24 protein-coding genes are annotated in these 26,035 nt (G+C 68.9%); 10 read left to right on the forward strand and 14 right to left on the reverse strand.

Features of this window, described 5'->3' with window-relative positions:
* The first annotated feature begins 151 nt into the window (after nucleotides 1–151).
* From IEY26_RS11765 to IEY26_RS11790, 6 genes are all read left to right on the forward strand, one after another.
* Nucleotides 152–1,624: an NADH-ubiquinone oxidoreductase-F iron-sulfur binding region domain-containing protein gene (locus IEY26_RS11765; protein WP_229774073.1), complete on the forward strand. Its 1,473-nt coding sequence runs from the start codon at nucleotides 152–154 to the stop codon at nucleotides 1,622–1,624.
* Nucleotides 1,621–2,538 (forward strand): 2Fe-2S iron-sulfur cluster-binding protein, encoded by a 918-nt coding sequence (locus IEY26_RS11770; RefSeq protein ID WP_188979181.1) that lies wholly within the window; start codon nucleotides 1,621–1,623, stop codon nucleotides 2,536–2,538. Before IEY26_RS11765 ends, IEY26_RS11770 begins: the two co-directional genes overlap by 4 nt.
* On the forward strand, nucleotides 2,535–4,832 hold the full coding sequence (gene fdhF, locus IEY26_RS11775) for a formate dehydrogenase subunit alpha (protein WP_229774074.1): 2,298 nt from the start codon (nucleotides 2,535–2,537) through the stop codon (nucleotides 4,830–4,832). Before IEY26_RS11770 ends, fdhF begins: the two co-directional genes overlap by 4 nt.
* 1 nt (nucleotide 4,833) lies before the next feature.
* Nucleotides 4,834–5,415 carry a DUF1641 domain-containing protein gene (locus IEY26_RS11780; protein WP_188979183.1) on the forward strand — a complete coding sequence of 194 codons (582 nt, stop codon included), beginning with the start codon at nucleotides 4,834–4,836 and terminating at the stop codon, nucleotides 5,413–5,415.
* Nucleotides 5,416–5,537: 122 nt separating this feature from the next.
* Nucleotides 5,538–7,472 (forward strand): molybdopterin oxidoreductase family protein, encoded by a 1,935-nt coding sequence (locus IEY26_RS11785; RefSeq protein WP_188979186.1) that lies wholly within the window; start codon nucleotides 5,538–5,540, stop codon nucleotides 7,470–7,472.
* A 184-nt stretch (nucleotides 7,473–7,656) separates the two neighbouring features.
* Entirely contained in the window at nucleotides 7,657–8,628 is a 972-nt protein-coding gene (locus tag IEY26_RS11790; RefSeq protein ID WP_188979188.1) for an LLM class flavin-dependent oxidoreductase, read from the forward strand.
* Nucleotides 8,629–8,695: 67 nt separating this feature from the next.
* Here the strand turns inward: IEY26_RS11790 and IEY26_RS11795 are convergent, their stop codons facing one another.
* Nucleotides 8,696–10,051, reverse strand: a complete 1,356-nt coding sequence (locus IEY26_RS11795; protein ID WP_188979190.1) for an APC family permease — start codon at nucleotides 10,049–10,051, stop codon at nucleotides 8,696–8,698.
* A gap of 129 nt (nucleotides 10,052–10,180) precedes the next feature.
* Here IEY26_RS11795 and IEY26_RS11800 point away from each other — a divergent pair, with 129 nt between their 5' ends.
* The 4 genes from IEY26_RS11800 (at nucleotide 10,181) to IEY26_RS11815 (ending at nucleotide 12,153) form a co-directional block, all read left to right on the forward strand.
* Entirely contained in the window at nucleotides 10,181–10,579 is a 399-nt protein-coding gene (locus tag IEY26_RS11800) for a nuclear transport factor 2 family protein (RefSeq protein WP_188979191.1), read from the forward strand.
* A gap of 42 nt (nucleotides 10,580–10,621) precedes the next feature.
* The gene (locus tag IEY26_RS11805) at nucleotides 10,622–11,266 is read left to right on the forward strand and encodes a metal-dependent hydrolase (protein ID WP_188979193.1); all 645 of its coding nucleotides are present in this window, start codon (nucleotides 10,622–10,624) and stop codon (nucleotides 11,264–11,266) included.
* Nucleotides 11,267–11,291: 25 nt separating this feature from the next.
* Nucleotides 11,292–11,477, forward strand: coding sequence for a hypothetical protein (locus IEY26_RS11810; RefSeq protein ID WP_188979195.1), 186 nt, complete (start codon nucleotides 11,292–11,294; stop codon nucleotides 11,475–11,477).
* Nucleotides 11,478–11,565: 88 nt separating this feature from the next.
* Nucleotides 11,566–12,153, forward strand: coding sequence for a HalX domain-containing protein (locus IEY26_RS11815; protein WP_188979197.1), 588 nt, complete (start codon nucleotides 11,566–11,568; stop codon nucleotides 12,151–12,153).
* Nucleotides 12,154–12,308: 155 nt separating this feature from the next.
* Here the strand turns inward: IEY26_RS11815 and IEY26_RS11820 are convergent, their stop codons facing one another.
* From IEY26_RS11820 to IEY26_RS11880, 13 genes are all read right to left on the reverse strand, one after another.
* Complete coding sequence (locus IEY26_RS11820; RefSeq protein WP_229774076.1) at nucleotides 12,309–12,470, reverse strand: hypothetical protein; 162 nt, start codon at nucleotides 12,468–12,470, stop codon at nucleotides 12,309–12,311.
* 274 nt (nucleotides 12,471–12,744) lie between these two features.
* A complete protein-coding gene (locus IEY26_RS11825; protein ID WP_188979199.1) occupies nucleotides 12,745–13,965 on the reverse strand; it encodes a mechanosensitive ion channel family protein in 1,221 nt (406 codons plus the stop codon).
* Between the two features lie 245 nt (nucleotides 13,966–14,210).
* Nucleotides 14,211–14,381 carry a hypothetical protein gene (locus IEY26_RS11830; protein ID WP_188979200.1) on the reverse strand — a complete coding sequence of 57 codons (171 nt, stop codon included), beginning with the start codon at nucleotides 14,379–14,381 and terminating at the stop codon, nucleotides 14,211–14,213.
* A 45-nt stretch (nucleotides 14,382–14,426) separates the two neighbouring features.
* Nucleotides 14,427–15,620 (reverse strand): ABC transporter substrate-binding protein, encoded by a 1,194-nt coding sequence (locus tag IEY26_RS11835; RefSeq protein WP_188979201.1) that lies wholly within the window; start codon nucleotides 15,618–15,620, stop codon nucleotides 14,427–14,429.
* Nucleotides 15,621–15,684: 64 nt separating this feature from the next.
* Nucleotides 15,685–16,599 (reverse strand): FAD-dependent oxidoreductase, encoded by a 915-nt coding sequence (locus IEY26_RS11840; protein ID WP_188979202.1) that lies wholly within the window; start codon nucleotides 16,597–16,599, stop codon nucleotides 15,685–15,687.
* Nucleotides 16,600–16,689: 90 nt separating this feature from the next.
* Nucleotides 16,690–17,130 (reverse strand): universal stress protein, encoded by a 441-nt coding sequence (locus tag IEY26_RS11845; RefSeq protein ID WP_188979203.1) that lies wholly within the window; start codon nucleotides 17,128–17,130, stop codon nucleotides 16,690–16,692.
* Nucleotides 17,131–18,384, reverse strand: coding sequence for a putative manganese transporter (locus tag IEY26_RS11850; RefSeq protein WP_229774078.1), 1,254 nt, complete (start codon nucleotides 18,382–18,384; stop codon nucleotides 17,131–17,133). It lies immediately after the preceding gene.
* Between the two features lie 230 nt (nucleotides 18,385–18,614).
* Nucleotides 18,615–19,850 carry an ABC transporter substrate-binding protein gene (locus tag IEY26_RS11855; RefSeq protein WP_188979204.1) on the reverse strand — a complete coding sequence of 412 codons (1,236 nt, stop codon included), beginning with the start codon at nucleotides 19,848–19,850 and terminating at the stop codon, nucleotides 18,615–18,617.
* 2 nt (nucleotides 19,851–19,852) lie between these two features.
* Nucleotides 19,853–20,872, reverse strand: coding sequence for an ABC transporter substrate-binding protein (locus IEY26_RS11860; protein ID WP_394354831.1), 1,020 nt, complete (start codon nucleotides 20,870–20,872; stop codon nucleotides 19,853–19,855).
* A gap of 191 nt (nucleotides 20,873–21,063) precedes the next feature.
* A complete protein-coding gene (locus IEY26_RS11865) occupies nucleotides 21,064–22,290 on the reverse strand; it encodes an ABC transporter substrate-binding protein (RefSeq protein WP_188979206.1) in 1,227 nt (408 codons plus the stop codon).
* Nucleotides 22,291–22,292: 2 nt separating this feature from the next.
* Nucleotides 22,293–23,504: an ABC transporter substrate-binding protein gene (locus IEY26_RS11870; protein WP_188979213.1), complete on the reverse strand. Its 1,212-nt coding sequence runs from the start codon at nucleotides 23,502–23,504 to the stop codon at nucleotides 22,293–22,295.
* Entirely contained in the window at nucleotides 23,501–24,700 is a 1,200-nt protein-coding gene (locus tag IEY26_RS11875) for an ABC transporter substrate-binding protein (RefSeq protein ID WP_188979215.1), read from the reverse strand. The genes IEY26_RS11870 and IEY26_RS11875 overlap by 4 nt, the downstream gene beginning before the upstream one ends.
* Before the next feature lie 97 nt (nucleotides 24,701–24,797).
* Complete coding sequence (locus tag IEY26_RS11880; RefSeq protein WP_188979217.1) at nucleotides 24,798–25,973, reverse strand: FecCD family ABC transporter permease; 1,176 nt, start codon at nucleotides 25,971–25,973, stop codon at nucleotides 24,798–24,800.
* Between the last annotated feature and the right edge of the window lie 62 nt (nucleotides 25,974–26,035).

Below are 26,035 nucleotides of genomic sequence, written 5' to 3' on the forward strand. Positions count from 1 at the left end.
TCGTCGTATTGGCGAGCTGACGGCAATTCGGATGTGGCGGCGAGTTCGACCGGGTTCGGCCGTTCGAGACGAGTTACTTATTTTGGGATGGGGTCCGAAGGAGGAACACAAATGATTCGTGATGTCTGAAAGTATACTAACTGCATCGACGGTGGTACGGGTCGCCGGGCGGGGCGCGGAGGAGGTCGCCGCGGCCGCGCGCGAGCGGACTGACGTCCCCGTCGTCGACGTCGGGTCGACGGGCGTGCCGGGCGTGGAGCCGCTCGTCGTCGCGACGGACGACGGGCGGAGCGCGTTCTACGCGAACGCGACGCCGGACGACGCGGAGTCCGTCGCGTCCGTCATCGGCGAACCGACGCGTGCGCTCCCGGACGCCGACGCGACGGTGACGCACGACGAGACGGGCGCGCTCCCGGTTCCCGACCTCGACGGCTTCTCGGGGTCGCGCTCGGTGCTCGCGCGCTGCGGGTGGCTGCGCCCGGCGAGCGCCGACGACTACGCCGAGTCCGTCGGATTCACGGACGCGGCGGCGGACGAAGTGGTGGACGCGGCGGGCGGCGTGCTCGGCCGCGGCTGGGGCGACTGGAACGCCGACGAGCCGGCGGGCGCGCTCTGGGAGGGCGTCCGCGACCGCGACGGGAGCCCGGCGGTCGTCGTGAACGCGCACGGGAACCCCGGGGACGCACTGCTCGCGGAGAGCGACCCCTTCGCCGTGCTCGAAGGCGCGGCGCACGTCGCGCGCGTCGTCGACGCCGTCCAGGTCTTCGTCTACGTCAGCGAGACGGACGAGCGCGCACGCGACACCCTCGAAGCCGCGGCGGCCGCGTATCCGGACTTCCCGACGGACGTCGCCGTCGTCGAAGGCCCGAGCGCGTACCGCGCGGCCGAACCGACGATGGCCATCGAGGCCGTGGAAGGCAATCACCGGCTCGAAGCGCGCCTGCGGCCGCCGGGCCCCGAAGTCGAGGGCGTCTTCGGCGAACCCACCGTGGTCCACACGGCGCGGACGTTCGCGCACGTCGCGGGCGCGGTGCGCGGCGACGACACGAGCACGCGCGTGCTCTCCGTCACCGGTGACACGCAGGACGTGACGGTGGAACTCGGCGAGACGGACACGGTCCGCTCGGCGGTCGAGGCGTCCGGGGCCACCGACTACACGGGCGTGCTCGTCGGCGGGCGGTTCGGCGGGCTGACGCGGAAACTCGACGTCGCGCCGACGCCGATCGCGCTCGACGAACGCGACCTCGGCACGGACGGCGTGCTCGAGGTCCTCGGCTCCGACGCGTGTCCGGTCGCGTTCGTCGGTCGCCGCAGCCAGTTCGCGGCCGATTCGAACTGCGGGCGGTGTGTCCCCTGCCGCGAGGGCTCCACGCAGCTGAGCGAGCTCCTCCGCGACATCTACGACGGGGAGTTCAACGAGGCGAAGATCACGGAGCTCCTGCGCGTGATGGAGTCGACGAGCATCTGCGCGTTCGGCCGGAACGCCCCGCGTCCGGTCCGAACGGGCCTGCGGGAGTTCCGCGACCACTTCGAAGCGCACGCGAACGGCGAGTGTCCGTCCGGGCAGTGTCTCGTGGACGCTGACGCCGAGGCGGAGACGGAAGCGGAGGCGGCTACGCTATGAGTTCACAGGAACACCCACACGCGGAGTTCGACGTACCACCACTGACGGAGACCATCGCGCCGGGAACGGCGACGGACCCGGACGTGAAGAGCGCGGAGACCACGACCCTCACGGTCGACGGCCACGAGGTGACGGTCCCCGAGGGATCGACCGTCCTCGACGCCGTCGAGGAAGTCGAGACCGACGAGTACGTCCCGGCGCTCTGTAACTACGACCGCGAGGACATCGGCCCGCGGAGCGAGTGCCGGACGTGTATGGTCGAGACGAACGAGGGCATCGTTCCCTCCTGTAGCACGCCGGCCGAGGAGGGCCTCGAGGTCTCCACGGACGCCGAGGCCGCCTCCGAGGCGCGCGACGTCAACCTCGACCTCGTCCTCTCCGACCACAACCTCCGCTGTACGACCTGCGGGAAGAACGGTCGCTGCGACCTTCAGGACGCCTCCATCGAGAACGACGTGGAGGAGCCGCGATACGGCGTCTTCGACGACCGCGACGCCTACGAGCCCATCGACGACTCCAGCGACTTCATCCAGATCGACCGGAACAAATGCATCCTCTGTAACCGCTGCGTGGAAGCCTGTAACGACGTGCAGGTCGAAGGCGTCCTCCGGATGGAGGGCCACGGGCAGGACACGCGCATCGGCTTCCAGAACGGGGCCGAGACGATGGAGGGCTCGACCTGCGTCTCCTGCGGGCACTGCGTCACCGTCTGCCCGACCGGGAGTCTCGTCGAGAAGGGACTGGAGGACGCGGCGACGCTCCCCATCCCCGGATTCAATCAGAAGAACAGCGTCGGGAAAGTCATCGAGTCCAGCGACGTCGAGAAGGGTCCGATGACGCCGATGAAGGCGGACCAGGTGACCGAGACGTCGCGGGAGACCGGCGGCGACGCGGAAGAACGCCAGTGGCCATGACGAACTTAGACGAACGCACAACCGACGACGACGAGAAGAACGGTGTCGCGAGCTTCATGCAGGGCGCGAAGGAGCAAGCCCTGAAGAACGTCGAGCACGTCGCCGAGGGGACGGCGGCGGGCACGATGCCGGAGGGGAAGCTCTTCGACATCGCGACGCAGATCAGTGATAAGCGCCTCGCCGACCTGACGGTCGAAGACACGACCTGCGGGTACTGCGCGGTCGGCTGTCGCTTCGACGTCTACACGGACGGCGACGAAGTGCTGGCGACGCGCCCGACGGAGCCGGAGAAATCCCCGGTGAACGGCATCTCGACCTGCGTGAAAGGGAAGTTCTCCTACGACTTCGTGGACTCCGAGGGCCGCCTCACCTCCCCGCTCGTCCGCGACGAGAACGGCGAGTTCCGCGAGGCCTCCTGGGAGGAAGCCTACGGCCGCGTGGTCGAGGGCTTCCAGGAGATTCAGGAGAAGTACGGCGGGTCGGCGATGAGCATGATCGCGTCCTCGAAGGCGACGAACGAGGAGAACTACCTGATGGGGAAGTTCGCCCGGCAGGTGCTGGGCACGAACAGCGTCGACAACTGCAACCGGCTCTGTCACTCGTCGACGGTCGCCGGCCTCGCGCGCACGTACGGGTACGGCGCGGCGTCGGTGTCGACGGAGGACTTCGAGCAGGCGGACGCCATCTTCCTCACCGGATCGAACACCACCGAGGCGCACCCCGTGCTCGGGACGCGCATCAAACAGCACGCGAAGGAGGGGAACGAGCTCGTCGTCTTCGACCCGCGGAAGGTCCAGATCGCGGAGTACGCGACGCAGTACACGAAGGTCCGGCCGGGCTTCGACCAGGTCTGGATCAACGGGCTGACGCGGTACATCATCGAGAACGACCTCTACGACGAGGAGTTCGTGGAGGAGCGGACGACGGGCTTCGAGCAGGTGAAGGAGTCCGTCGAGGAGTTCACGCCGGAGTACGTCGAGGAAGTGACGGACGTCTCCGAGGAGGACATCGCCTCTGCGGCGGAGACCATCGCGAACAACGACCGCGTGCTCTTCGGGTGGACGCTCGGCCTGACCGAGCACTCCCACGGCACGGAGAACATCATGGCGATGGCGAACCTCGCCGCCATCACCGGGAACCTCGGGAAGCCCGGGACAGGAGTATCCCCATTCAGGGGGCAGAACAACGTGCAGGGCGGCGGCGGCGACATGGGGCCGCTCCCCGACAACTTCCCCGGCTACCAGTCCATCACGGACGACGACAATCGAGAAAAATTCGAGGAGGCCTGGGACTGCGAGATCGACCCCGAGCCCGGCTTCTACACGACGGAGATGTTCCTCGCCGCCGACGACGGCGACCTCCGCGGGATGTACTGCATCGGCGAGAACCCGTCGCTCTCAGAGCCGGGCTCGAACCACGCGTCGGAGATGCTGGAGGAGATGGAGTTCCTCGTCGTGCAGGACCTCTTCCTGAACGACACGGCGCAGTTCGCCGACGTCGTCCTCCCCGCCGTCTCCTTCCTGGAGAAGACGGGGACGTTCACGAACACGGACCGCCGCGTCCAGATGGTGAAGCAGGTCATCGAGCCGAAGGGCGACGCGAAGGCCGACTGGGAGATCCTGCAGGACCTCGCGAACCGCATGGGCCGCGAGTGGGACTACTCGGAGACCTCGGAGATCATGGAGGAGATGCGGCAGCTCACGCCGATCTACGGCGGCATCACGCAGGAGCGCGTGGAGGAGGAAGGCGGCCTGCAGTGGCCGTGCTACGACCTCGACCACCCCGGCACCGAACGCCTCTACGAAGAGGAGTTCAACACCGACGACGGCAAGGCCCACCTCCAGCCGGTCGGCTACGGCGAACCCGGCGAACTCCCCGACGAGGAGTACCCGTTCTCTCTCACTACTGGCCGCGTCCTCTACCAGTACCACACGGGGACGATGACGCACCCCGAGGAGGGAATCATGGACTACAACGACCGCGACTTCGTGGAGATTAACCCGGAGGACGCGGCGAACTACGGCATCGAGGACGGCGACCTCGTGACGCTGGAGTCGCGGCGCGGCGAGATTACGGTGCCCGCACAGGTCACCGCGCGCATCGGGAAGGGCGTGGTGTTCGCGCCGATTCACTTCGCGGAGACGTGCGTGAATCAGCTCACGGACTCGACGCGCCTCGACCCGGACGCGCGGACGCCGGAGTTCAAGTTCTCCGCCGTGCGCGTGTCGCCCTACGAGGGCGACGCGGAACAGGTCTCGTACGACAACGTCGAGCCGATCTCGGGGGACGACTGAGATGGCGAAACCGACCACGAAGATTCCGGACAGCGCCCGGAACGTCGACACGGAGCGCCCGCAGGAAGGCGAGGAAGCCCTGCGCGCGGTCCTCGAAACGTACGGCGGCGACTACGCGGACGCCGCCGAATACACCGACGAGCTGGAGGACATCCTCGAAACCGCGGTTCTCGTGCTCGCGAGCGCGGACGACGACGAGGTCGACTACGTCACGGACTCCGTCGTGACACTCGTTCAGTCGGCGGACGCCATCTCCAACGAGGGCACGGTCGCGCTCGCGGAGGGCGTCGGCGAGAACAGCGACGAGCTCGCGGACGCGCTCGACTCCGTCATCGGACTCCAGAAGAGCGGCGACCTCGACGCGCTCATCGAGAAAGCCCCGCTCCTCGCGGAACTCGACATCGACGAGACCACCATCGACACGCTCAATCGCGTGCTCGACGCCGTCGACGAGGCCGAGAAGGAGTCCGAGCCGACGGGGCTCTTCGGCGCGATGCGCGCGCTCTCCTCCGCGGAGGGCCGCGCCGGCCTCGGCTACGCCATCTCCGTGCTGAAAGGCATCGGCTCGCGCCTCCCGAGGTAACGCTCTCCGATCACTCTCGGCCTCTACTCCGCGACAGTGACACAGCACCAGCAGTTCTCGCCGACGACGGTCCCGCGTTCGATTCGAACAGCCACGCCGCCGCGCGCACCCGAGGTGGCCGCGTGACGGACGAACAGTCCACGGTCTGCCCGATGTGCGCCGTCGGGTGTCAGCTGACCGTCTCCGGCGGTTCGCCAGACGCCGGGCGGGCGTCGGGGCGGGCGGGGCCGGCGAACCCGCAAGGAACGCTGTGTCGGCGGGGGATTCGCGCGCCGCGCGTGCTCGGCGACGACGACCGGCTGGACGCGCCGCTCGTCCGGGAGGACGGCGAGCTCGTGGAGGCGGACTGGGAGACGGCGCTCGACCGCGCCACGGACGGGCTGGGCGGCGTCGTCGCGGAGGCGGGGGCGGACGCGCTCGCCTTCCTGGGTGCGCCGCACTGCACGAACGAGGAGAACTATCGGCTGCAGAAGCTCGCGCGCGTGCTCGGGACGAACAACGTGGACAATCGGGCGCGGGCGTGCCACGACGCGGCGGCGGGCGCGCTCGAAGCCCGGTTCGGGTATCCGGCGACGTCGTTCGCGGCGGAGGACGTCCTCGAGACGGACCTCTTGCTCGCGGTCGGCGCGAACCCGGCGGTCCAACAGCCGGTGTTCTTCGACTCGTTCGTCCGGCCGGCGGTGAACGAACGGGACGCGACGCTCGTGCAGGTGGACCCGCAGGCGAACGAGACGACGCGGCTCGCCGACCACCACGTCGCGCCGCGGCCGGGCGCGGACGCGCTCCTCCTGCAGGCGGTCTGCGCGCGCCTCGCGGAGCGCGGCGACGTCGACGAGTCGTTCGTGGCGGCGCGGACGACGGGCGACGAGGTATACAGAGAGGCGCTCGCGGACGTCGACGCGGCGGAGGCGGCGGCGGAGACGGGCGTGCCGCCGGAGGCGGTGGACGCGCTCGCGGACGCCGTCGCGGACGCGGAGCGCGTCGCGGTGCTCGCGGCGACCGGCGTAGAGAACGACGACGGGGCGACGCCGAACGCCCTCCTCGACCTCTTGACGCTCACGGGGAACGTCGGCGAGCCCGGGACGGGCTTTGCGATTCTCCGCGGGCTCGCGAACGAGCAGGGCGCGAGCGACGTCGGCTGCCGGCCGACCGGCCTCCCCGGGCACGCCGCTCTCGACGACGCGGCCGCTCGCGAGCGTCTCGCGGACGCGTGGGGCGTCGCGCCGCCGGAGACGCCGGGGTTGACCGAGCGGGAGGCGCTCGAAGGGTTCGGCGAGCGCGTCCGGGGCGCGCTCGTGGTCGGGGAGAACCCGGCGGTGTCGAAGTACGACGAGGAGTGGGTGGCGGACCGGCTGGACGCGCTCGACTCGCTCGTGGTGCTCGACGTCTTCGAGAGCGAGACGACCGCGCACGCGGACGTCGTCCTCCCGGCGGCCGTCGGCCTGGAGAAGGGCGGAACCGTCACGTCGCTCGACCGGCGCGTACAGACGCTCACGCCGGTCGCGGAGCCGCCGGGTGACGCCCGCTCGGACCACGCGATTCTCGGCGCGCTCGCCCGCCGGCTCGCGCCCGACCCCGATTGCTTCGCGGGCGACGTGGCGGAGACGGCGACGGAGCTCGCGGCCGTCAGCCCGCTTCACGGCGACCTCGACGACGGCGAGCGCTGGCCGCCGACCGGGAGCGGCTCGGGGACGGACACCCTCTACGCGGAGTCGTTCGCGACGCCGGACGGAAAGGCGGCGTTCTCGACGCCGGACGTCTCCGTGTCGGCGCTCCCCGAGGGCGCGTTCGCGCTCGTCGTGGGGAGCCGCGCGGGCGGGTTCGGCGCGGCCGGCGAGGGCGACGACCGCCTCCGCCTCAACCCCACGGACGCCGCGGAACTCGGCGTCGCGGACGGGGAGGCGGTCACGGTGACGCCCGCAGACGGCGGGGACGCGGCCGTCGAGGTCGTCGCGGACGTCACCGACGCGATGCGCGCCGGGACGGTCGCGTTACACGCGGACGTCGCGGACCCGCTCGTTCGCGCCGGCGCGACCGCCGTCCGCATCACGCCGTAGCCGCCGCTGCGAGGAGTAGAGGGAAGCAATGGGGGGAGTGGGAGGCTAACCAGGCCCGTTCCGGAACCACGAGCGGCTCCGACCCGACTCACCGAGTGAGTCTTCGGACACCGAGTTATATCTGGTGGCCGACCGGGCGGGGCGAGCCGGTGAGTTATGGGGTTCGGCGGCGAACGCGTTCGGTGTGACTCGAAGCGTCCTGATTCCGTTCGAGGCGGGCGTCGACGCCGTCGCGTTCGCGCGGCGGGCGAGCGACCGCGGATACGACGGCGTCTGGGCGGGCGAACTCTGGGGGCGCGACGCCTTCGTGACGCTCGCCGACATCGCGCGCGAGGTCGACATCGGCGTGGGGACCGCCATCGCGAACGTCTACTCGCGGACGCCGGCGGCGCTCGCGCAGGCCGCCGCGTCCGTCGCCGAACGCACCGACGAGCGCGTCGTCCTCGGTCTCGGTACGTCGACCCGGAAGGCCATCGAGGACCTCCACGGGGTGGCGTTCGCGAACCCGCCGCGACGCCTCCACGAGACCGCGGCGCTCGCCGGGCGCTTCCTCCGCTCGGACGACCGCGTCTCCTACGACGGCGAGGTCTTCTCAGTCTCCGACTTCCCCGGGCTCAGCACGACAGTACCGGTGTACACGGCGGCGCTGGGGCCGGCGACGCGGCGCGCGACCGGCCGGGTCGCCGACGGCTGGCTCCCGCACAACATTCCGTTCGCCGCGCTCGGGGAGGCGTTCGAGACGATTGCGAAAACCGCTCGGGAGCGCGGCCGCGACCCCGACGACATCGCGGTCGCGCCGTACGTGCCGGCCGCGGTGAGCGACGACCCCACGGAGGCGCGGGACGCGGTCCGCGGCCACCTCGCCTACTACGTCGGGAGCGGCGAGGGCTACGAGCGCGCGGTCGCGAGCGAGTTCCCGGACGCCGCGGCGGCGGTCGCGGCCGCGTGGCGCGATGGGGAGCGCGAAGCGGCGAAAGCCGCGGTGACGGACGACATGGTGGACGCGCTCGGCGTCGCCGGCACGCCCGCGGACGCCCGCGAGCGCTTCCGCGAGGTCGCCGCGACCCCGGTCGTCGACGAACCCATCGTCGTCGTGCCGTCGAACGCGCCCGACCTCGCCGAGGCGACGGTCGACGCGCTCGCACCGAAGCGGTGAGCGCCCGAACGTGAGCGCGCCCGAACGAGCGTGGGTGCGGACGAGTGTGGGTTTGGCCGGGCCCGAGTCAGTCGGCGTTTCCGTGCTCGGCGGTCGGTGCGTTCGCGCCGAACGCGTACTGGAGGGCGAAGCCGCCGAGGAGCGCGGCGACGGTGAGGGCGGCGGCGACGGGGTGGTCGACGGAGAGGCCGACGGCGAGGAGGACGAGGAAGCAGAAGGCGAGCGCGGCGGTGAGCAGGCCGCCGGGCGCGCGGAAGGAGGGCGTGACGTCCGTGCGATAGCGGCGCAGGCCGACGAAGGAGGCGACGTTGATGGTGTAGGGGAGGACGGTGCCGACGAGCGCGGCGAGGACGAGACCGCCGACGACGGCTTTGCCGACGACCACCGCGCCGGCGGCGACGGCGACGACGGTGAGCGCGACGTAGGGAGCGTTCGTGCGGTCGCTGGTCGCGGCGAACGCGCGCGGGAAGGTGTCGCGGTCGGCGAGCGCGGCGAGGACGCGCGCCGAGGACGTCATGCCGACGAGCATCGTGGTGAAGATGGCGACGAGCGCGGCGACGGGGAGCGCGTAGTTCGCGAGGGCGGGGAGGCCGGCGTCGACGACGACGGCGGAGAGCGGCGCGACCATCACGAGGTTCCCCGATTCGAACGCGCTCGGCGGGACGGTGACGTGGAGGGCGACGACGACGAGCGTGTAGAGCGCGGTGGTGAGGAGGAGGCTGCCGACGATGGCGCGCGGAATCGTCCACTCGGGGTTCTTCACTTCGCCGGCGGCGGCGGGGACGACGGTCCACGCGCCGTAGCCCGTGATGGCGACGCCGACGGCGGCGAGGAACTGCGTGCTCGTTCCGGTGACGAAGGGCTGTGCGTTCGCGGGGTCGCCGTTCGCGAGGCCGACCGCGGCGACGACGGCGAGGACGGCGAGGACGAACGCCGTGAGCACGAGGTTCGCGCGCTTCGTCACGTCGATACCTGAGAGGGTGACGGCGAGGCTGGCGACGACGGCGAGCAGGCCGAACGCGACGGTGTGGCTGCGGACGCCGGCGAGCGGCGGAATCGCGCCGAGGTAGTTCGCGACGTACCACGCGGAGACGGCGACACCGAAGACCCAGCCGAGCGCGTAGGAGGTGCCTTCGAGGTAGGCGAAGAAGCGTCGGACGACGGGGTTCGGCCCGAGCGTCTCCGCGGGGAAGACCGCGGGGCCGCCGGATTCGGGGAAGGCCGTCGCGAGCTCCGTGTAGCAGAGCGCGACCGCGACCATGCCGACGCCGGCGGCGAGCCACGCGAGTATCGCCGTCGGACCGACCCACTGGCCGGTGAACGCCGGGAAGAAGAACACCGCAGACCCGATCATCCCGCCGACGCTGAGCACGAGGAGGTCCCGCAGGCCGACCGTTCGCGGGAGCCCGTCAGAGTCCTGCATCACGTCTCCCTCCGCCGGTGACGCCGTTAAGACTTACTACCGAGGAGATGCGTTCCACGATTGGAACGCGATTCCGGAGAACCCTGCTCCCACACGGAACGTTACCCCGCCCCCCGGCGACGTCCCGGTATGGTGAACGAAGCCCGCCTGATCCGCGACCTGAAACACGAATACTGCTACGCCATCGACGGCGGCCGCTACGCCGTCTGGTCCGAACTCTTCACGGAGGACGGCCGGTTCGTCCGCGCGAACGGCGACGTCTACGAAGGCCACGACGAACTCTACGGGTTCGCCGCCGACGGCTTCGACGACCTCTTCGCGCGCTCCGCCCACGTCGTCACCAACCCCGTCATCGACGTCGCCAACGGCGAAGCCACCGGCCAGTGGTACCTCCTCCTCTGGGGCGAGACCCCGGACGGCGACGTCACCGTCACGCAGGCGAAGTACGAAGACCGCTTCGAGCGCGTCGACGGCGAGTGGCGCATCGCCGAAGTGAACGTCCGGGGCGGCATCGAACTCAGCGTCTGAGCCGCCGCTACACCTTAATCCGTCCGCGTCCTCTCTCCCGGCGTGCCGTCCCTCGTCGTCCACCTCGCCGCCGGCTGCCTCCTCGCCGTCCTCCTCCTCGACGACGACTTCACGCCGCGCGCCGCCGCCGTCGTCCTCGCCGCCACCGCGCTCCCCGACCTCGACAGCGTCGTCGGCCTCGCCCTCCCGAACGCTCACCGCGCCGCCCTCCACACCGCCCTCCTTCCAGTTCTCCTCGGGTTCCTCCTCGCCTACGACCTCCGCATCCGCGACCGCTCCGTCCTCCGCGCGCGCTTCGGCCCGACCGCCGGCCGCGTCGCCGCCGTCGCCCTCCTCGCGCTCGCCGCCGCCGGCATCGGCCTCGACCTCGTCACGAACGGCGTCAACCTCCTCTACCCGCTCTACGACCGCTTCTACACGCTCGACGGCCACCTCCTCCTCTCGAACACCCGCGGCGTCGTCCAGACGTTCGTCCAGCCGCCGCCCGCCGACGCTGCCGTCAGCACGACGGCGAACACGCACTACAGCACCGCCGTCGACCCCACGTATCCCGGCGTCGAACCCGACGAGCCCGTCGAGCGCGTCGCGCCCGTCGTCGCGAGCGGCTGGCAGCTCTGGCTCGTCGTCCTCGGATACGCCGCGTTCGCCCGCGCGCTCCTCGCCGCCCGCGCGTCCCGAAGCGCCTAAGCCCGCGGCCGCGCACCTCCCGCGTATGCCCGATCGCTTCGGCGCGCTCGCGCTCGCCCTCGGCGTCGTCGGCGTCGCGCTCTACGCCGCCGCCGGCTCCGCCGGCTGCCCGGACTGCGGGTCGGCCGCGACCTTCCTCGGCGGGAGCGGCGCGGTCGTCGGCCCCGTTCTCCTCCTCGTCGGCGCGGCCGCACTCCGCGACGCGACGTGACACCGACGGGCTCCGTATCGACGGCGATAATCGGCGCTTACCTTTTAATGTTCCAGACGGAAACGTGCCGGTGTAATCGAGGCCACCGATGTTTCCCGATCCGTCGCCAACGCCGTCCGTGCTCGTCGTCGAGGACAACGCGCTCCTCGCCGAGAACTACGAGCGCTGGCTCGCCCCGACCTGCGCCGTGACGACCGTCTCCACCGGCGAGCGAGCGCTCGACGTCGTGAGCGACCGCACCGACGTCGTCTTCCTCGACCGACGCCTCCCCGGCCAGTCCGGCGACGCCGTCCTCGAACGCATCCGCGAGCGCGACATCGACGTCCGCGTCGTCATGGTCACCGGCGTCGAACCGGACTTCGACATCCTCGACATGGGGTTCGACGACTACCTCGTCAAGCCCGTCGACCGCGACGACTTCGTCGGGACCGTCGAACGCATGACCGCCCGCGCCGAGTTCGACGACGCCACCCGCGAATACTACGCGCTCTCCGCGCGGAAAGCCGCGCTCGAAGCCGTCAAACCCGACCACGAACTCGCCGCGAACAGCGAGTACACCCGAATCCGGGAACAGCTCACCGAGCTCCGAACGGACATCGACGCCGCCGTCGACGCCTTCGAACCCCACGACTTCGACGCGGCCTTCCACGCCATCCGAACCCCCGGCGACGACTAACCAGTCGCCCTCCCCGCTTTTCCTCCCGCAACCGTCTCCGGTAGAACCCGGCGTTGGCTCCGCTCTACCCCGCCGAAACGCTACTCGCGGCTGTCGTCGCTCGTCTCTCGACGACGTCTGCCGCTGCCGCTCGAAAGCCGTGTTGAGCGAACGGCTCAGTCGCCTTCGACGTCGATAATCGACTCTGCGACCGACTCGACGCGCTCGCGATGCGCCGCCGACGGCCCCGATTCTCGCGCGGCGTCCACCTGACCGTTCACGACCGCGTTCTGCTCCGGCCCCCACTGCTCGGGCGGCGTCGACCGGCTACGGGCCACCCACCGCTTCGCGCCTTCGATACGCTGCTCGCGGTTCAGCGCCGCTGTATCGCCCGGTCCTCACGCGTCTCGGAGTCGCTCATACTGTCCTCTCACCCCACGCGTCTCGCTCCATCGGCGCTGGGGAACCTCCCACCACACCCACAGTCAGTCTAAGACATCCAAACCAAGTAAACTCTCACAGACGGATTCGACGTCGACGAGACCGTCCACGGCATCGTCCGCCGCGACGACGACCTCTCCAGCCGGGTGCGCCCCGACGCTCGCTTTCGCCCTACTCTTGCTTCTCGACGCCGTCCTCGCCGTCGTTGCTCTCGCTGTCGCTACTCTCGTCGTCGTCGCCGTTCTCAGCGTTCTCACCCTCACCGTCGCTCTCACCGTTGCCGTCGACATCGCCGACGTCGGGAGCGGGCGGGCCGGCGAGGGCGACGTCGCCGTCGCGCGCGGAGACGGTGCGCTGAGGGAACGGGATGGTGATGCCGGCGTCGTCGAACTCGGCCTTTATCGATTCGATGACGGCGGTCTTCGCGTTCCAGAGCCGGCGCGCCGAGGGGTTCTCGATGTAGAAGCGACAGCGGAGGACGACGCTCGACCCGCCGAACTCGGAGAGGACGACGTGCGGCGTCGGGCGCTCCATCACGGGGTCGAGGCCCTGCATCGCCTCCTCGGCGAGGTCGGCGGCCTCCCGGACGTCCGCGTCGTAGTCCACGCCGACGTCGAGGTTCACGCGCAGCCGGCCGTTCCGCGAGCGATTGATGACCTTCGTGCTCGTCACGATGTCGTTCGGGATGAGCACGACCTCGTCGTCGAACGTTTTTAGCTCTGTTTGGACGACGGAGACGTCCTGGACGATGCCCTCGTCTTCTTCGACGACGATCCAGTCGCCGGGTTCGAACGGTCGGGAGAAGAGGAGGACGAACCCGGCGAGCACGGACCCGAGCGTCTGCCGCGCGGCGAACCCGAGGACGACGGAGACGACGGACGCGCCGAGGACGAAGCTATCCGGCGGCACTTTCCACGCGGCGAGCACGAGGAAGAACACGAGGATGACGACCGCGAACTGGACGACGTGCTGTGCGACCTCCTCGTGGTGTTTCGACACCGCGCCCGGCCGCTCGGCGAGCAGGTGGACGAAGCGATTCAAGAGGCGGATGGCGACGACGCCGGCGACGGCGAACGCGACGGAGAGGACGATGGCGATGACGTCCGCTTGACTGATTCTGACGGTCTCTCGGATGAAGGCGAGCGTTCCGGCCGCGCCCCAGAGGTTCGCGACGGCGACGGCGGCGGCGACGACGGCGGCCGCGGCCACCACCGCCTGCAGGCTCTCGACCGCGAGCGCGCTGAACCGCCGTTTCAGCCGCGAGCCGCCCCAGCGGACCAGGAACGAGAACACGGCGAACGCGACGACGATCGCCGCGGTCCCGACGACGTGCTCGCCGCTGACGCTCCCGTCGCCCGGCACCGATATCGCTACGACCGTTCCGGAAAGCACTACGCGTGGCGTGGAGCGCACGCAGGATAAGTGTAGGTGGGCCGGCCGCGCCCCCGAGTACTACCCGTGCGGGAGCCGCGGAGCCGGGAGGTCTGCCGCGCGTGACCGAGGAGTAACCCGTATCCTCTCACGCGTCGTAGTCGGTGTATGGAGCCCGCGCGGAAGCGAGTCTACGTGCTCGCCGTTGCCATCGTCTGCTTCCTCCTCGCGTTCGGCGCGCTCGCGTACGTCGTGCTGTCCTCGCTCTAGTCGTCGAAGACGTGGATGGCGTCGGCGCGCGCCTCGATTTCGTCTCGTGTCAGGTGGGCGTCGTTGACTGCGGCGAGCTCACGCTCGCGGACACGGTCGAGGCGGCCGGGGTCGAGGGCCGTACCGAACCGTGAGGATTCCGGCCGTCGCGCCCGCGGGACCGCCACCGATCACGACGACGTCTCGGTCAGCGTCGGCTGCGCCGGTCGCCATCAGAACTCGCCGTTCACGATGTCGGCCATACGCTGTCGGTCGAAGAGCCGCTGTCCCTCGGGGACGTCGCCGACGGAGCCCGGCCACTCACCGAACTCGTCGGGATAGAGCTGTTTCGCGGTCGCCTCCGCGGAGAACAGGTCGATGACGGGGCCCATCCGCTTCCCGCCCGTCCGCACGAAGTTCCCCTCTTGGACGGCGGTGAGCGCGCCGAGCGTCTCGTGGTTCTGCGCGGTTTCGATGACGTCCCGGAACTCCCCGTGGGTGAGGTAGGAGAGGTCGCCGATGCAGCCGATGTAGTCCGGGTCGATATCGAGGAGTTCCTCGTAGCCGATGGGTTCGTTCGGGACGTACTCGCCGGCGGGGAAGGCGTCCTCGACGCCGAGCAGGCGGAGGCTCCGCGTGTCGTTCCGGGACGCGTAGATGTTCGCGCCGTAGAACTTCCCGGACTCGGGGGAGAACCGGAAGTTGAACGCCGCAACGGTCGGCGCGTCGTCGGGGACGCGCGACTCGATGTCCGCGTAGACCTCGTCCTTGAAGGACACCCAGGCCTCGTACTGACGCTGCCGCTGGAAGATCTGTGCGGCCTTCTCGAACGCCTCGTAGAGCGTGTAGTAGGGGTCGTGGCCGCCGTAGGGGAAGCGGATGAACGACCCGAGGATGGGGCCGATATTCGACTCGATCTCTTCGAGGTCGGCTTCCTCCCAGCCGGAGTAGCGTTTGAGCAGCCGGGGGTCCATCAGGTGGACGTCGGCGTCGACCTCGTAGAGGATTTCCTTGTCGTAGCTCCCGCTCTCGCCGTCGGTGCCGAAGGTGAGGACGCTGTCGGCGTCGAACTCGACGCCGGGGAGGGCGTCGTAGTAGTCGAGGGAGATGCGGTTGAACGACGCGACGGCCTTCGGGGGGATGCCGAGGGCCATCGCGATGTCCATCCACACGCCGGGGATGGTGGCGTAGGTCTCGGGGACCACGTCGAACGTCCCGGTGCCGGCGGGTTCGACCGTCACCTCGTAGGTCGTGTCTTCCGCCGTGGTCGCGGCGGTCGTCGTGGTGGTCTCCGCCGCGGTGGTGGTCGTCGCCTCGCTCGCGCCGCCGCTGCAGCCAGCGAGGAGGCCGCCGCCCAGGAGCGCGCCGCCGCCCTTGATGGCGTCTCTCCGCGTTGGTGCGTCGTGGCAGTCGACATCTCGTGCCATACGTTTTAGGTCGGCCTAAAACACATAGTTCTTTCTCTCCGGACAGCCGCCGTCACCGCCTGAGTCAGACGAGGTCGCGCTCGCGGACGTACTCGCACAGCCGCTCGTCGTCGACCGCATCGAGAAGCGCGTCGTCGTCGAGGTGCGCCGCCAGCCGGCGCTGTCCGGCCGCCGCCCGTCGCGTAATCTCCGCGTCGTCGAGGCGGGCCGCCGCGACGAACGCCAACTCCCGCTCCTTCACGCGTTCGAGACGCGCCGCGTCGATATCGTGGTCGTCCGGCAGGCGGTGGTACTCGAACCACTCCTCCCACGACCGCTCCTCCTCCCAGTCGGCGGCGTCCCCCGGGACGCGGCGCAGCCAGTCCATGTGCGGGAGCGCCGCCTCCCAGTAGCCGAACTCGCGGCGCGCCTCGTGGACGATTTCGCGGCCGACGCGCATCCCGTCCGCCGCCGCGAGCAACACCTGGTCGCCGCGGTCTGCGAGGCCCCCCGCGAAGAACAACCCGTCTATCGGCGTGCGGCCGTCGGCGTCCGCGTACGACCCGTCGACCCGCTCGTGCGTCCCCGTCTCTCGAACGTGCGTCGTGAACAACTCGTCTTCGTCGGCGATACCGCGGAGGTAGTCGCCGTCGAGCGTCGTCGCCGCGACGACGCGGTCCGCGACGACCACCCGCCCGCTCTCCGCCTCGACCCGGAAGCCATCGGCGTGCTCGCGGACCTCGCTGACGGTCTCCGCGACGACGTCGCCGCCCGCAGCGCGGACGTGGTCTACGAAGAGCGCGCGCAGCGTCTCCACGTCGACACCGCCCGGGAACCCCGGGTAGGTCTCGACGAACGCACAGCGGTCGAGGGAGGCGTCGCCGCGGTCGAAAACGACGGTGTCGAGGCCGTCTCGCGCGGTACAGATACTCGCTGCCGTTCCCGCGGGGCCGCCGCCGACGACGACCACGTCGTATCGTCGTGTCGCTGAACCACCCACGTCTTTAGGCTCGCCTAAAAGAACATAAACGTTGTCGTCAGCCCGCGAGAACTCGCCGCCGACCGTGCGCGCTCTCCACGTCCGGTGTCTCTACGCGTCCTGTGCGTTGACCGTGAGGACGGGCATCGGGGCGTCGCGGACGACGCGCTCGGCGACGCTCCCGACGAGTCGGCGGCGCACGCCCTCGCGGCCGTGCGTCCCCATCACGGCGAGGTCGGCGTCGATTTCCGCCGCGTACGCGAGAATCTCCTCGTCCGCCGACCCCTCGCCTAGCTCGGTGACGAGGTCGACGTCGCGGTCGGCGGCGAGGGATTCGACGTCGGCGAGGGCGGTCTTCCCGGCGTCGATGCCGACGTCGCGGAGGGCGTCCGTGACTTCGTTCTTCGAGACGGCGAGCCAGCTCGTCGACGTCTCCACGACGTAGAGGGCGTAGACGATGGCGTCGTGGGTCTCGGCGAGTCCGAGGGCTTCTCGCGCCGCGGCGAGCGCGTGTTCGCTGCCGTCGGTCGCGACGAGGATGCGGTCGTACATTCAGAGCACCCCGAAACCGAACTGGCTGTACGGCCAGACGAAGTGGAGCGCCACGCCGACGACGAGCGCGGGAATCGTCGTGTAGATGGTGGCGACGATGGCGGCCTTCAGGTCGATGGCCAGCAGGGGGAAGAGGGCGTCGCCGTCCTGACTGATGGCGTTCGCGGTGAGCGCGGAGAACGGCAGGCCGCCCTCGGCGTAGAGCTGTGCGAACACGATCTGTGGCGCGCAGCCGGGGATGAGGCCGAGGAGCGCGCCGCCGACGGGGGCGAGGACGCCCGCGGCCGCGGCGAGCGCGGCGATGTCGATGCCGAAGAGGACGACGCTGTACTCGTAGACGAGGTAGGCGACGATGACCCACACCGTCACCATGCTCGTCTCCATCGCGGCGTGCTGGAAGGTCTCGTAGGCGCTCGCGAAGTCGTCGCGAACGCGGCCCGCCGCGCCCTCGCCGATGAACTTCCGGCCGACGAAGTGGAGGTAGAAGGACGCGGTCGTGCCGACGAGGCCGGCGACGGTGAACAGCCCGAAGAAGGTCGCGTCGAACGCGAGCGGGACGTCGGGCGCGCCGCGCGCGAGGTAGAGCACGCCGGCGACGAGGCCGGCGACGGCGACGGCCCACCAGAGCACGTGGACGCCGTGACTGAACACCGTCGCGACGCGCGCCAGCGCGGTTTCCTCGCTCTGGCTCTCCGCGTGGCTGTGGGCGTCGTCCATCTCGTAGTGCGGGACGCTCGGCCCGCCGCTGGCGACGTTCGCCGTCGCGAACCCGCCGTCGGTGACGGGGCGGCCGAGTCGGCTCACGGCGCGGTCGACGCGCCCGACGCCGAGCCCCCACGCGTCGATGGCGTAGCCGAAGCCGACGGCGGCGACGAACGCGAGCCCGTAGGCGTAGACGGCGGCTTCGGGGGCGAGCGCGAGAATGACGAACGCGGAGTCGCCGGCGGTCGCGGCGAGCGCGGCGATGACCGTTCCGAAACTCACCGACCCCCGGATGTAGAGCGGCATCGCGATAATCGCGCCGCCGCATCCGGGCGTCAGGCCGAGGAGCGCGCCGGCGAGCGGCTGCATGCGCTCGTTCCGTTCGAGGTAGGAGACGATACGGCCGCCCGTCCGATACTGGATGTAGCTGAAGACGAGGACGGTGACGGCGACGAACGCGCTCACCTGCACGAAGCCGTCGCGAACGGAGAACACGAAAATATCGAGCGCGTCGGCGAGCGACAGCCCGCCGAACTGGAGCGGGGCGGTCACGTCGACCACCTCGCCAACTGCGGACGGCGGCCCGAGCCACCGTCGAAGCGTGCGTAGTAACTCATCACGACACACGCTTACGACCCTAACTACAAAATACTACCTACCGAACTCCAAAATTAGCCCCTTCTAATCCTTCTCGGGTGCGGGTGTTTCACCGCGAACGCCGTCGCTCTCCGATGCGAGCGACAGAGCGAAAGACGACTCAGGCTTCTGTTCGAACAGTCGGGTCAGTCGCCGGTGACGATGCGTGCGACCTCGTCACGGTCGAAGAGCCGCTCGCTCTCGGGAATCTCCGGGTAGGGGCCGCCGTCGTAGCCCGGCCACGCGCCGAAGACGTCGGGATAGAGCTGTTTCGCCGTCATCTCCAGCTGGAAGAGATTCATCAACGGCCCCTGCAGGGGGTTACCGCCCGCGTAGAATCGGTCATTCTCGACGGCCGCGAGCTTCGCGCCGACGGAGTGGCTCGCGACCTGCTCGCGGATCGCGGACACGTCGTAGTAGGAGTAGCCGTAGCGGTGGAGGATGACGTCGGGGTCGACGTCGAGCAGCGTCTCGAAGTCGTAGGACGTCTGGTAGGAGACGTCGCTCTCGGCGAACGCGTCGGACGCGCCGAGCGGCCGCGTGTGCGCGGTCGCGAACCCCGACTCGTTGACTTTCGCCGGATAGAACGTCTCCCCCATGTAGAGCACGGACGCGACGGTGGGGCGCTCCGACTCCGGAGGGAGGTTCGCCTGTATCGTCGAGACGACGTCGTCGTGAATCGCCGCGAGCGCCTCGTACCGCTCCGCTTCCCGGAACACCTCTGCGAGCTTCTCCGAGAGTTCCCAGAGCGTGTAATACTCGTACCCCTCGTCGTAGGGCTCCGGCGGTTCGGTGTTCCGTCGGCTGTAGTTGTTCGCGAAGAACGGTGCGACGTTCTCCGACACCTCCTCGATGTCCGCGACCTCCCAGCCGTCGAAGGACACGAGGAGCGCCGGGTCGACGACGTGGAGGTCCGAGTTCAACTCGTAGAACAACTCCTTGTCGACGGTGATACCGCCGCCCGATCCCGAGTTGAGCTGTTCGATGTCGCTGTAGTCGAAGTCGACGCCGTCGAGGCGCGCGTAGAACGCGTCGAGCGCGCCCGCGACCTCAGTGCTGAACCCGAGGGAGTTCACCGCGTCGCCGTAGCCGTACGCGACCGCCATATCCGCGTAGAGGAGGTTGTACACCATCACGCGCTCCGGCGGCTCCTCGAACTCGACCGTCCCAACTGGCGACAGCGATACTGCGTACGACGCCGCCGCCTCGCCCTCCGTCGTCGTCTCGTCCGCCGCCGTCGATTCGGTCGTTCCGCTCGCCTCGTCCGGATCGGACGTGCTCGAACAGCCGGCGATGAGCCCACCCCCCACGAGCGCGCCCGCGTACGTCAGGTACTCTCTACGCGTCGGTGCGTCGCGTCCCGTCGTCTCGTCGTTCGTCATCGTCAGAGATCTCCGTTGATGATGTCCGCCACCCGCTGGTGGTCGAAGAGCTGTTCGGACTCCGCGAAGTCGGGGTACGGACCGCCGTCGTAGTCCGGCCACGCACCGAACTGCTCGGGATAGAGCTCCTTCGCGACCATCTCGAGCTGGAAGAAGTTCATAATCGGGCCGCCGTACCGGGCACTGAGCGGATACACCCGGTTGTTCTTCACCGCGGAAATCCCGCTGGCGACCGGGTCGTCGCGGAGGTTCTGCTTCTGCGCTCGCCAATCGTCCGCCCGAGCGAACGCGTTCTCGACGAGGACGACCTCCGGGTCGGCTTCGGCGAGCGCCTCCAAGCCGATTGTCTCCGCCTCCGGGATGTCCGCGAACACGTCGTCGACGCCGAACGGACGCGTGTGCGAACGGATGAACCCGGGACCGTCCATGTGGAAGACCCAGATCGAGTCCAGGTCCGGAGACATCATCACACGGGCTGTTCGCGGACGCTCGTCTTCGGCCGGGAGACCGGACGCGACCGTCGAATCGAGCGCGGCCTTGGCGTTCGAGAGCGCGTCGTACCGCGCCCGCTCCTGAAACACCTCCGCGACCTTCTCGAATATCTCCCAGAGCGTGTAGTACTGGTACTGGTCCGCCCAGTCCGCCGGCGGTTCGCTGTGGTTCCGACTCAGCGCGTTTCCGAACCACGGCGCGACCGCCGTTCGGACTTCCTCGACGTCCGCGGTATCCCACGTGTCCATCGTCGAGACGTACGCCGGGTCGGTCAGATGGAGGTCGCTATCGAGTTCGTAGAGGACTTCCTTATCGGGGTTCCAGGAGTCGTAGAGGTCCGACCAGTCGACCGAGACGCCGTCGAGTCGTTCGAGGAGTTTGTCGTAGTTACCCTCGAAGTTGGCGGGACTGTACATCGCGTTGAGTGCGTCGCCGTGACCGAGCGCGACGACCATATCGGTGTGATGGACGAGGATCGTGAACACGCTCTCCGGCGGCTGGTCGAACTCGACGGTGCCTGCCGGCGACATCGTCACCGAGTAGGACCCCCTCGAACCGCTCGTCCCAGCTCTGGTCGTAGACTTCGTCGCCGCTCGCGTCGTGTTCGATCCCTCGCCGGAACAGCCCGCGAGCAAGCCGCCACCCGCGACCGCGCCGCCGTACTTCAGGTAGTCGCGCCGCGTCGGTGCGTCTGTCGTCCGCTCGTCGTTGTCACTCACGTTCAGATGTCTCCGTTGATGATGTCCGCGACGCGCTGTCGGTCGAAGAGCCGCTCGCTCTCGGGGAACTCCGGATAGGTGTCGCCGTCGTAGCCCGGCCACGCGCCGAAGACGTCGGGGTAGAGCTGTTTCGCCGTCATCTCCAGCTGGAAGAGGTGCATAATCGGGCCCTGGCGGGGGTTCCCGGACGCGTAGAGGCGGTCGTTCTGCACGGCGCTCAGCTGCGACCCCACGCTGTCGTCTCGGATAGCGTGCTTCGTCTCGGGAACGTCGTAGTACGACGAGATGCCGTGGTTCATGAGGATGACGTCCGGGTCGCGGTCGAGCATCGCCTCGTAATCGACGAGCTTCCCGCCGTACTCGCCCCGCTGGACGTCCGCGAAGACGTCCGCCGCGCCCATCGGGCGCGTGTGCGCGTAGAAGTACCCCTTGTGATTGAACGTCTGCACGTAGAACGAATCCTTCTTGAGTCGCGGGTACACCATCGCGGCGGTCGGCCGCTCCGCTTTCGACGGGAGGTTCGATTCGATGTGGTCCAGCAGGTCCGTTCGAAGCGCGTTCAGCTCGTCGAACCGCGCCTGCTCCTGGAAGACCTCGGCGTACTTCTCCGTCATCTCCCAGAGCGTGTAGTACTGGTAGGAGTCGCTGTAGGCCTCCGGCGGGTCGCGGTGCTTCCGGCTGTACATGTTCCCGAAGAAGGGACCGACGTTCTCCGCGACCTCGTCGATGTCGGGCTGGCTCCACCCGTCGAGCGTGTCGAGGTACGCGGGGTCGACGAAGTGGACGTCGCTGTCGAGCTCGTAGAGCGTCTCCTTCTTGTAGCTCCCCGCCCGCTTCAGGTCGTCCAGCCAGTCCGTCGAGACGCCCAGCGCTTGGTAGTAGTACTTCAGCGAGGGCGTGGACGTCGAGGGACGCGACGTCGATTTCGCCGCGTCGCCGTGTCCGAGCGCGGCCGTGATGTCGAGGTAGTTCGTCGAGCCGGCCAGCACGTTCTGGGGCACCGCCTCGAACTCGACCGCTCCCGCCGGAGACATCGCCACCGAGTACGAGTCGCCCGCCGTCGTGCTCGTTTCGCTCGACTGCGTCGCCGTCGACGTCGCCGTCGTCTCGTCCGTCCCGCCGCCGCCCGAACAGCCGGAGAGCAGGCCGCCGGCGGCGAGCGCGCCCGCGTACGTCAGGTAGTCACGTCGGCTCGGTGCGTCACGTCTCGTCGTCTCGTCGTTCGTCATCGTCAGAAGTCTCCGTTGATGATGTCCGCGACTCGCTGGTGGTCGAACAGCTGTTCGTCTTCGGCGAACTCCGGATAGGAGTCGCCGTTCTCGTAGGTGGGCCACGCGCCGAACTGCTCGGGATAGAGCTGCTTGGCCGTCATCTCGAGCTGGAAGAGGTTCATTAACGGTCCCTGCCAGCGCGTCCCCTGCACGTACACCCGGTCGTTCTGCACGGCGGCCAACTCGCTTCCCACGGGGTCGTCTCGCAGATTCTGCTCCATCTGTTCGAAATCGACCTCTTCCGTGACCGTCCAGAGTGCGAGAATCGCGTCCGGGTCGGCGTCCAGCAGCGCCTCCATGTCGATTCGCTTGAACGGACCCTCTAACCCCGCATCGCCGAATACGTCGATCGCGCCGAGCGGCCGGGTGTGGGAGTTCCAGTAGCCGGGAGCGTTCAGTCGGAGTCGGTAGATGTCGGCCAGGTCCTCCCTGAGGGAGAGGTACGCGACGGTCGGCCGTTCCGACTCCGGTGGCAGCCCCTCTTCGACGGTCCCGAGCAGGTCGTCGTGGACGGACGCGAGCGCTTCGTACCGTTCTCGCTCCCCGTACAGCGTCGCGACGCGTTCGAACAACTCCCACAGCGAGTAGTACTCGTACCCGTCGGCCCACTCCTCCGGCGGCGTGGCGTGGTAGTTGCTGTAGTAGTTGCCGAGCCACGGCCCGACGTTGTTCGACACTTCGTCGATGTCGCTTCGGTTCCAATTGTCCTCCGTGGTTACCCACGCGGGGTCGACGAGGTGGAGATCGCTGTCGAGTTCGTACAGCTGCTCCTTCGCGAAGCCGTACTCCCCCGCCTTGTCCGCCCACTCGATCTCGAAGTCGTCGAACCCGGCGGTGAAGTACTCGAGACCCGCGACGGTCCCGTCCCACCAGAGGTAGTTGATGGTCTCACCCTGACCGAGCGCACTGGCCATGTCCGGGAACCACGGGAAGTGGGTGAACACGTTCGTCGGGGGCTCTTCCAGCGAGACCGTGCCGACGGGCGATAGCTCGACCGTGTAATTCGATGCCGTCGTCGAGGTCGTCTCGCTCTCTTGCCCGGTCGCCTGGGCCGTCTCCGCCGTCTGCGTCGAGTCACCGGTCGATCGGCTGGAACATCCTGCGAACAGTCCCCCACCGATGACCGCGCCGCCGTACTTCACGTACTCTCGCCGAGTGGTGTCGTCGCTCATCGTTCGAAGTCTCCGGTGACGATGTCCGCCACCCGCTGTCGGTCGAAGAGCTGTTCGCCGTCGATCACGCTCCCGAACTCGCCGGGGTAGAGCTGCTGGGCGGCGCGTTCAGTGAGGAAGAGGTTCTGGAGCGGGCCCTGGAAGAGGTAGCCGCCGCGGTAGACGCGGCCGTTCTGGACGGCGGTGAGCTCGCCGCCGACGGGGTGGTCGCGCATGTACGCGAGGACGGTGTCGCGGAACTCGGTGACGCTGTCGCGTTCGTGCCCGCGAATCAGGATGACTTCGGGGTCGATCTCGAGGAGGGTCTCGTAGTCGAGTTCGCCGCGGTTCGTCGTGCTGAGGTTCTCGATGTCGGTGTCGGCGAGCGCGTCGCGCGCCCCGAGGTCACGCCACTGCTTCTTGCTCGTCCCGGCGTCGTCGAGCCGGTACGGCGAGAAGGTCTCGGGTTCGTCCGTCCCCTCGAAGGTGAGGAAGACGCGTGGCCGCTCGCTCTCGGGCGGGAGGCGCTCTCGAAGCCCGGACACGAACTCGTCGTGGTAGGCTTTGAAGGCCTCGTAGCGCTCGCGCTCCTGGAAGACGTCGGCGACTCTCTCGAAGGCCTCGTAGAGCGTGTAGTAGCGGTAGTCGTGCCACTCGTCGGAGCGCCGGAAGATGAGGTTGCCGACGAAGGGTGCGACGTTCTCCCGGATCTCCGTGACGTCCGCGTCGTCCCAGTCGAACCAGTTCACGAGCATGTTCGGGTCGTAGAGGTGGACGTCGTTGTCGAGTTCGTAGAACTCCTCTTTCGTTCGGACTTCCGGGTGGGATTCGATCCGTTCGCGGTCGACGCTCACGCCGGGGAGTTCGTCGTAGACGCCCGTGTAGTAGCGGCTCGCGCCGCCGACGCCCGTGAGGCCGTCGGCCTGTCCGAGCGCGACCGCCATGTCGGCGTAGCCGCCGTCGTAGGCGACCCAGCGCTCGGGGACGGCGTCGAACGTCACCTCGCCTACCGGGGCCATCTCGACCGTGTACGAGGGGTTCGCCGCCCGCGTCGTCTCATCCGCCGATCGCTCTGTCGTCGTCGGCGTCTCTGACGACGAAGCGCCCGAACAGCCGGCGAGCAGGCCGCCGGCGGCGAGCGCGCCACCGTATCTCACGTACTCTCTGCGCGTCGGTACGCTATCTCTTCCGCGCTGTTTCGTGTCGTCCTCCGACATACGTTTTAGGCTCGCCTAAAATACTATCAGTGCTTCGGTTTTTAGGCGGGCCAAAAAGACGCGAGTGGGGCGGTCGACCGGTCACCCCGTCAGCCGGTTAGAGCGCGCCCATGTTCTGCTTCCGCCGCATGAGGTAGAGGAAGTAGGGGCCGCCGACGAGCCCGGTGACGATGCCCACCGGGAGCTGGACGGGGCTGAGCGCGAGGCGCGCGCCGACGTCGGCGGCGACCATGAGCGCCGGGCCGGCGAACACGCAGCCGACGACGAGCTTCTTGTAGTCGCTCCCGACGATGTTTCGGACCAGGTGGGGGACGATGAGGCCGACGAAGCCGACGATGCCGGCCGCCGCGATGCTCGCCGCCGCCGCGAGCACGGCGACGCCGGAGAGCGCGAACCGAATCTTCTCCACGTCCATCCCGAGCGATTTCGCCGTTTCCTCGCCGAGCAGGAGGACGTTCAACTGGCGGGCGCTCACGAGCGCGAGCCCGATGGCCAGCACGCTCCACGGGAGGATCATCCGCACCTGCTCCCAGTCAGTGCCCGTCAGCGACCCCGTCGTCCACGAAATCGCGGACTGGACCACGCCGATATCGTCCGCGAAGAAGAACAACCCCGTCTGGAGCGAACTGAAGACCGTCCCGACGATGACGCCGGCGAGCACGAGCCGCACGGGGCTCGTGCCGTTCTTCCACGCGATGGCGTAGACGATGAGGAACGCGACGATTCCACCGACCGCCGCGATGACGGGCAGCAGGGACGAGATGCCGAGCACGAGCGTCCCGAAGACGAACGGCACGACGATGGTGATCCCGGAGAGGACGACGAGGGTCAGGAGAATCATCAGGCCCGCGCCCGAGGAGACGCCGAGGATGAACGGGCTCGCGAGCTCGTTCCGCGTGACGCCCTGGAAGATCGCGCCCGAGACGGCGAGGTTCATCCCGACGAAGACCGCGACGAACACCCGCGGCAGCCGGATGTTCCAGACGATGAGGCTCTCCTGTGCCATCTCCGGCGTCGGCGCGCCGAGCAAGAACGCCTCCCACGCCTTCGCGCTCAATACGACGTTCGGGTCGAAGACCGCGCCCCACGCCCGGAAGAACGTCATCGTGTACGCGCCGAAACTCACCTGCACGAGGCCGCCGGCGACGACGACGAGCACGCTCGCGAGACAGAGCGCGAAGAGCGACCCGTCGAACCAGCCGAGCCAGCGCTCCCGCAGGGACCCCGAACCGGCGTCCGAACTCTGCGTCTCCGCCGGCGGTGTCTCACTCATCAGTCGGCCCCCTCGGCGCGCGCCGCCTCGCTCTCACACTTGATGGAGACAAATTCGTCGCC

The sequence above is a fragment of the Halocalculus aciditolerans genome, from assembly GCF_014647475.1.
Lineage (GTDB): Archaea > Halobacteriota > Halobacteria > Halobacteriales > Halobacteriaceae > Halocalculus > Halocalculus aciditolerans.

Coding starts and splice junctions, on each gene's coding strand:
- IEY26_RS11845 (WP_188979203.1), bottom strand. CDS start 17,130: ATGTACGACCGCATCCTCGTCGCGACCGACGGCAGCGAACACGCGCTC.
- IEY26_RS11810 (WP_188979195.1), top strand. CDS start 11,292: ATGCCCGATCGCTTCGGCGCGCTCGCGCTCGCCCTCGGCGTCGTCGGC.
- IEY26_RS11855 (WP_188979204.1), bottom strand. CDS start 19,850: ATGACGAACGACGAGACGACGGGACGCGACGCACCGACGCGTAGAGAG.
- IEY26_RS11860 (WP_394354831.1), bottom strand. CDS start 20,872: ATGTCGCCGGCAGGCACCGTCGAGTTCGACCAGCCGCCGGAGAGCGTG.
- IEY26_RS11780 (WP_188979183.1), top strand. CDS start 4,834: ATGGCGAAACCGACCACGAAGATTCCGGACAGCGCCCGGAACGTCGAC.
- IEY26_RS11800 (WP_188979191.1), top strand. CDS start 10,181: ATGGTGAACGAAGCCCGCCTGATCCGCGACCTGAAACACGAATACTGC.
- IEY26_RS11795 (WP_188979190.1), bottom strand. CDS start 10,051: ATGCAGGACTCTGACGGGCTCCCGCGAACGGTCGGCCTGCGGGACCTC.
- IEY26_RS11875 (WP_188979215.1), bottom strand. CDS start 24,700: ATGTCGGAGGACGACACGAAACAGCGCGGAAGAGATAGCGTACCGACG.
- fdhF (WP_229774074.1), top strand. CDS start 2,535: ATGACGAACTTAGACGAACGCACAACCGACGACGACGAGAAGAACGGT.
- IEY26_RS11880 (WP_188979217.1), bottom strand. CDS start 25,973: ATGAGTGAGACACCGCCGGCGGAGACGCAGAGTTCGGACGCCGGTTCG.
- IEY26_RS11815 (WP_188979197.1), top strand. CDS start 11,566: ATGTTTCCCGATCCGTCGCCAACGCCGTCCGTGCTCGTCGTCGAGGAC.
- IEY26_RS11870 (WP_188979213.1), bottom strand. CDS start 23,504: ATGAGCGACGACACCACTCGGCGAGAGTACGTGAAGTACGGCGGCGCG.
- IEY26_RS11865 (WP_188979206.1), bottom strand. CDS start 22,290: ATGACGAACGACGAGACGACGAGACGTGACGCACCGAGCCGACGTGAC.
- IEY26_RS11835 (WP_188979201.1), bottom strand. CDS start 15,620: ATGGCACGAGATGTCGACTGCCACGACGCACCAACGCGGAGAGACGCC.
- IEY26_RS11770 (WP_188979181.1), top strand. CDS start 1,621: ATGAGTTCACAGGAACACCCACACGCGGAGTTCGACGTACCACCACTG.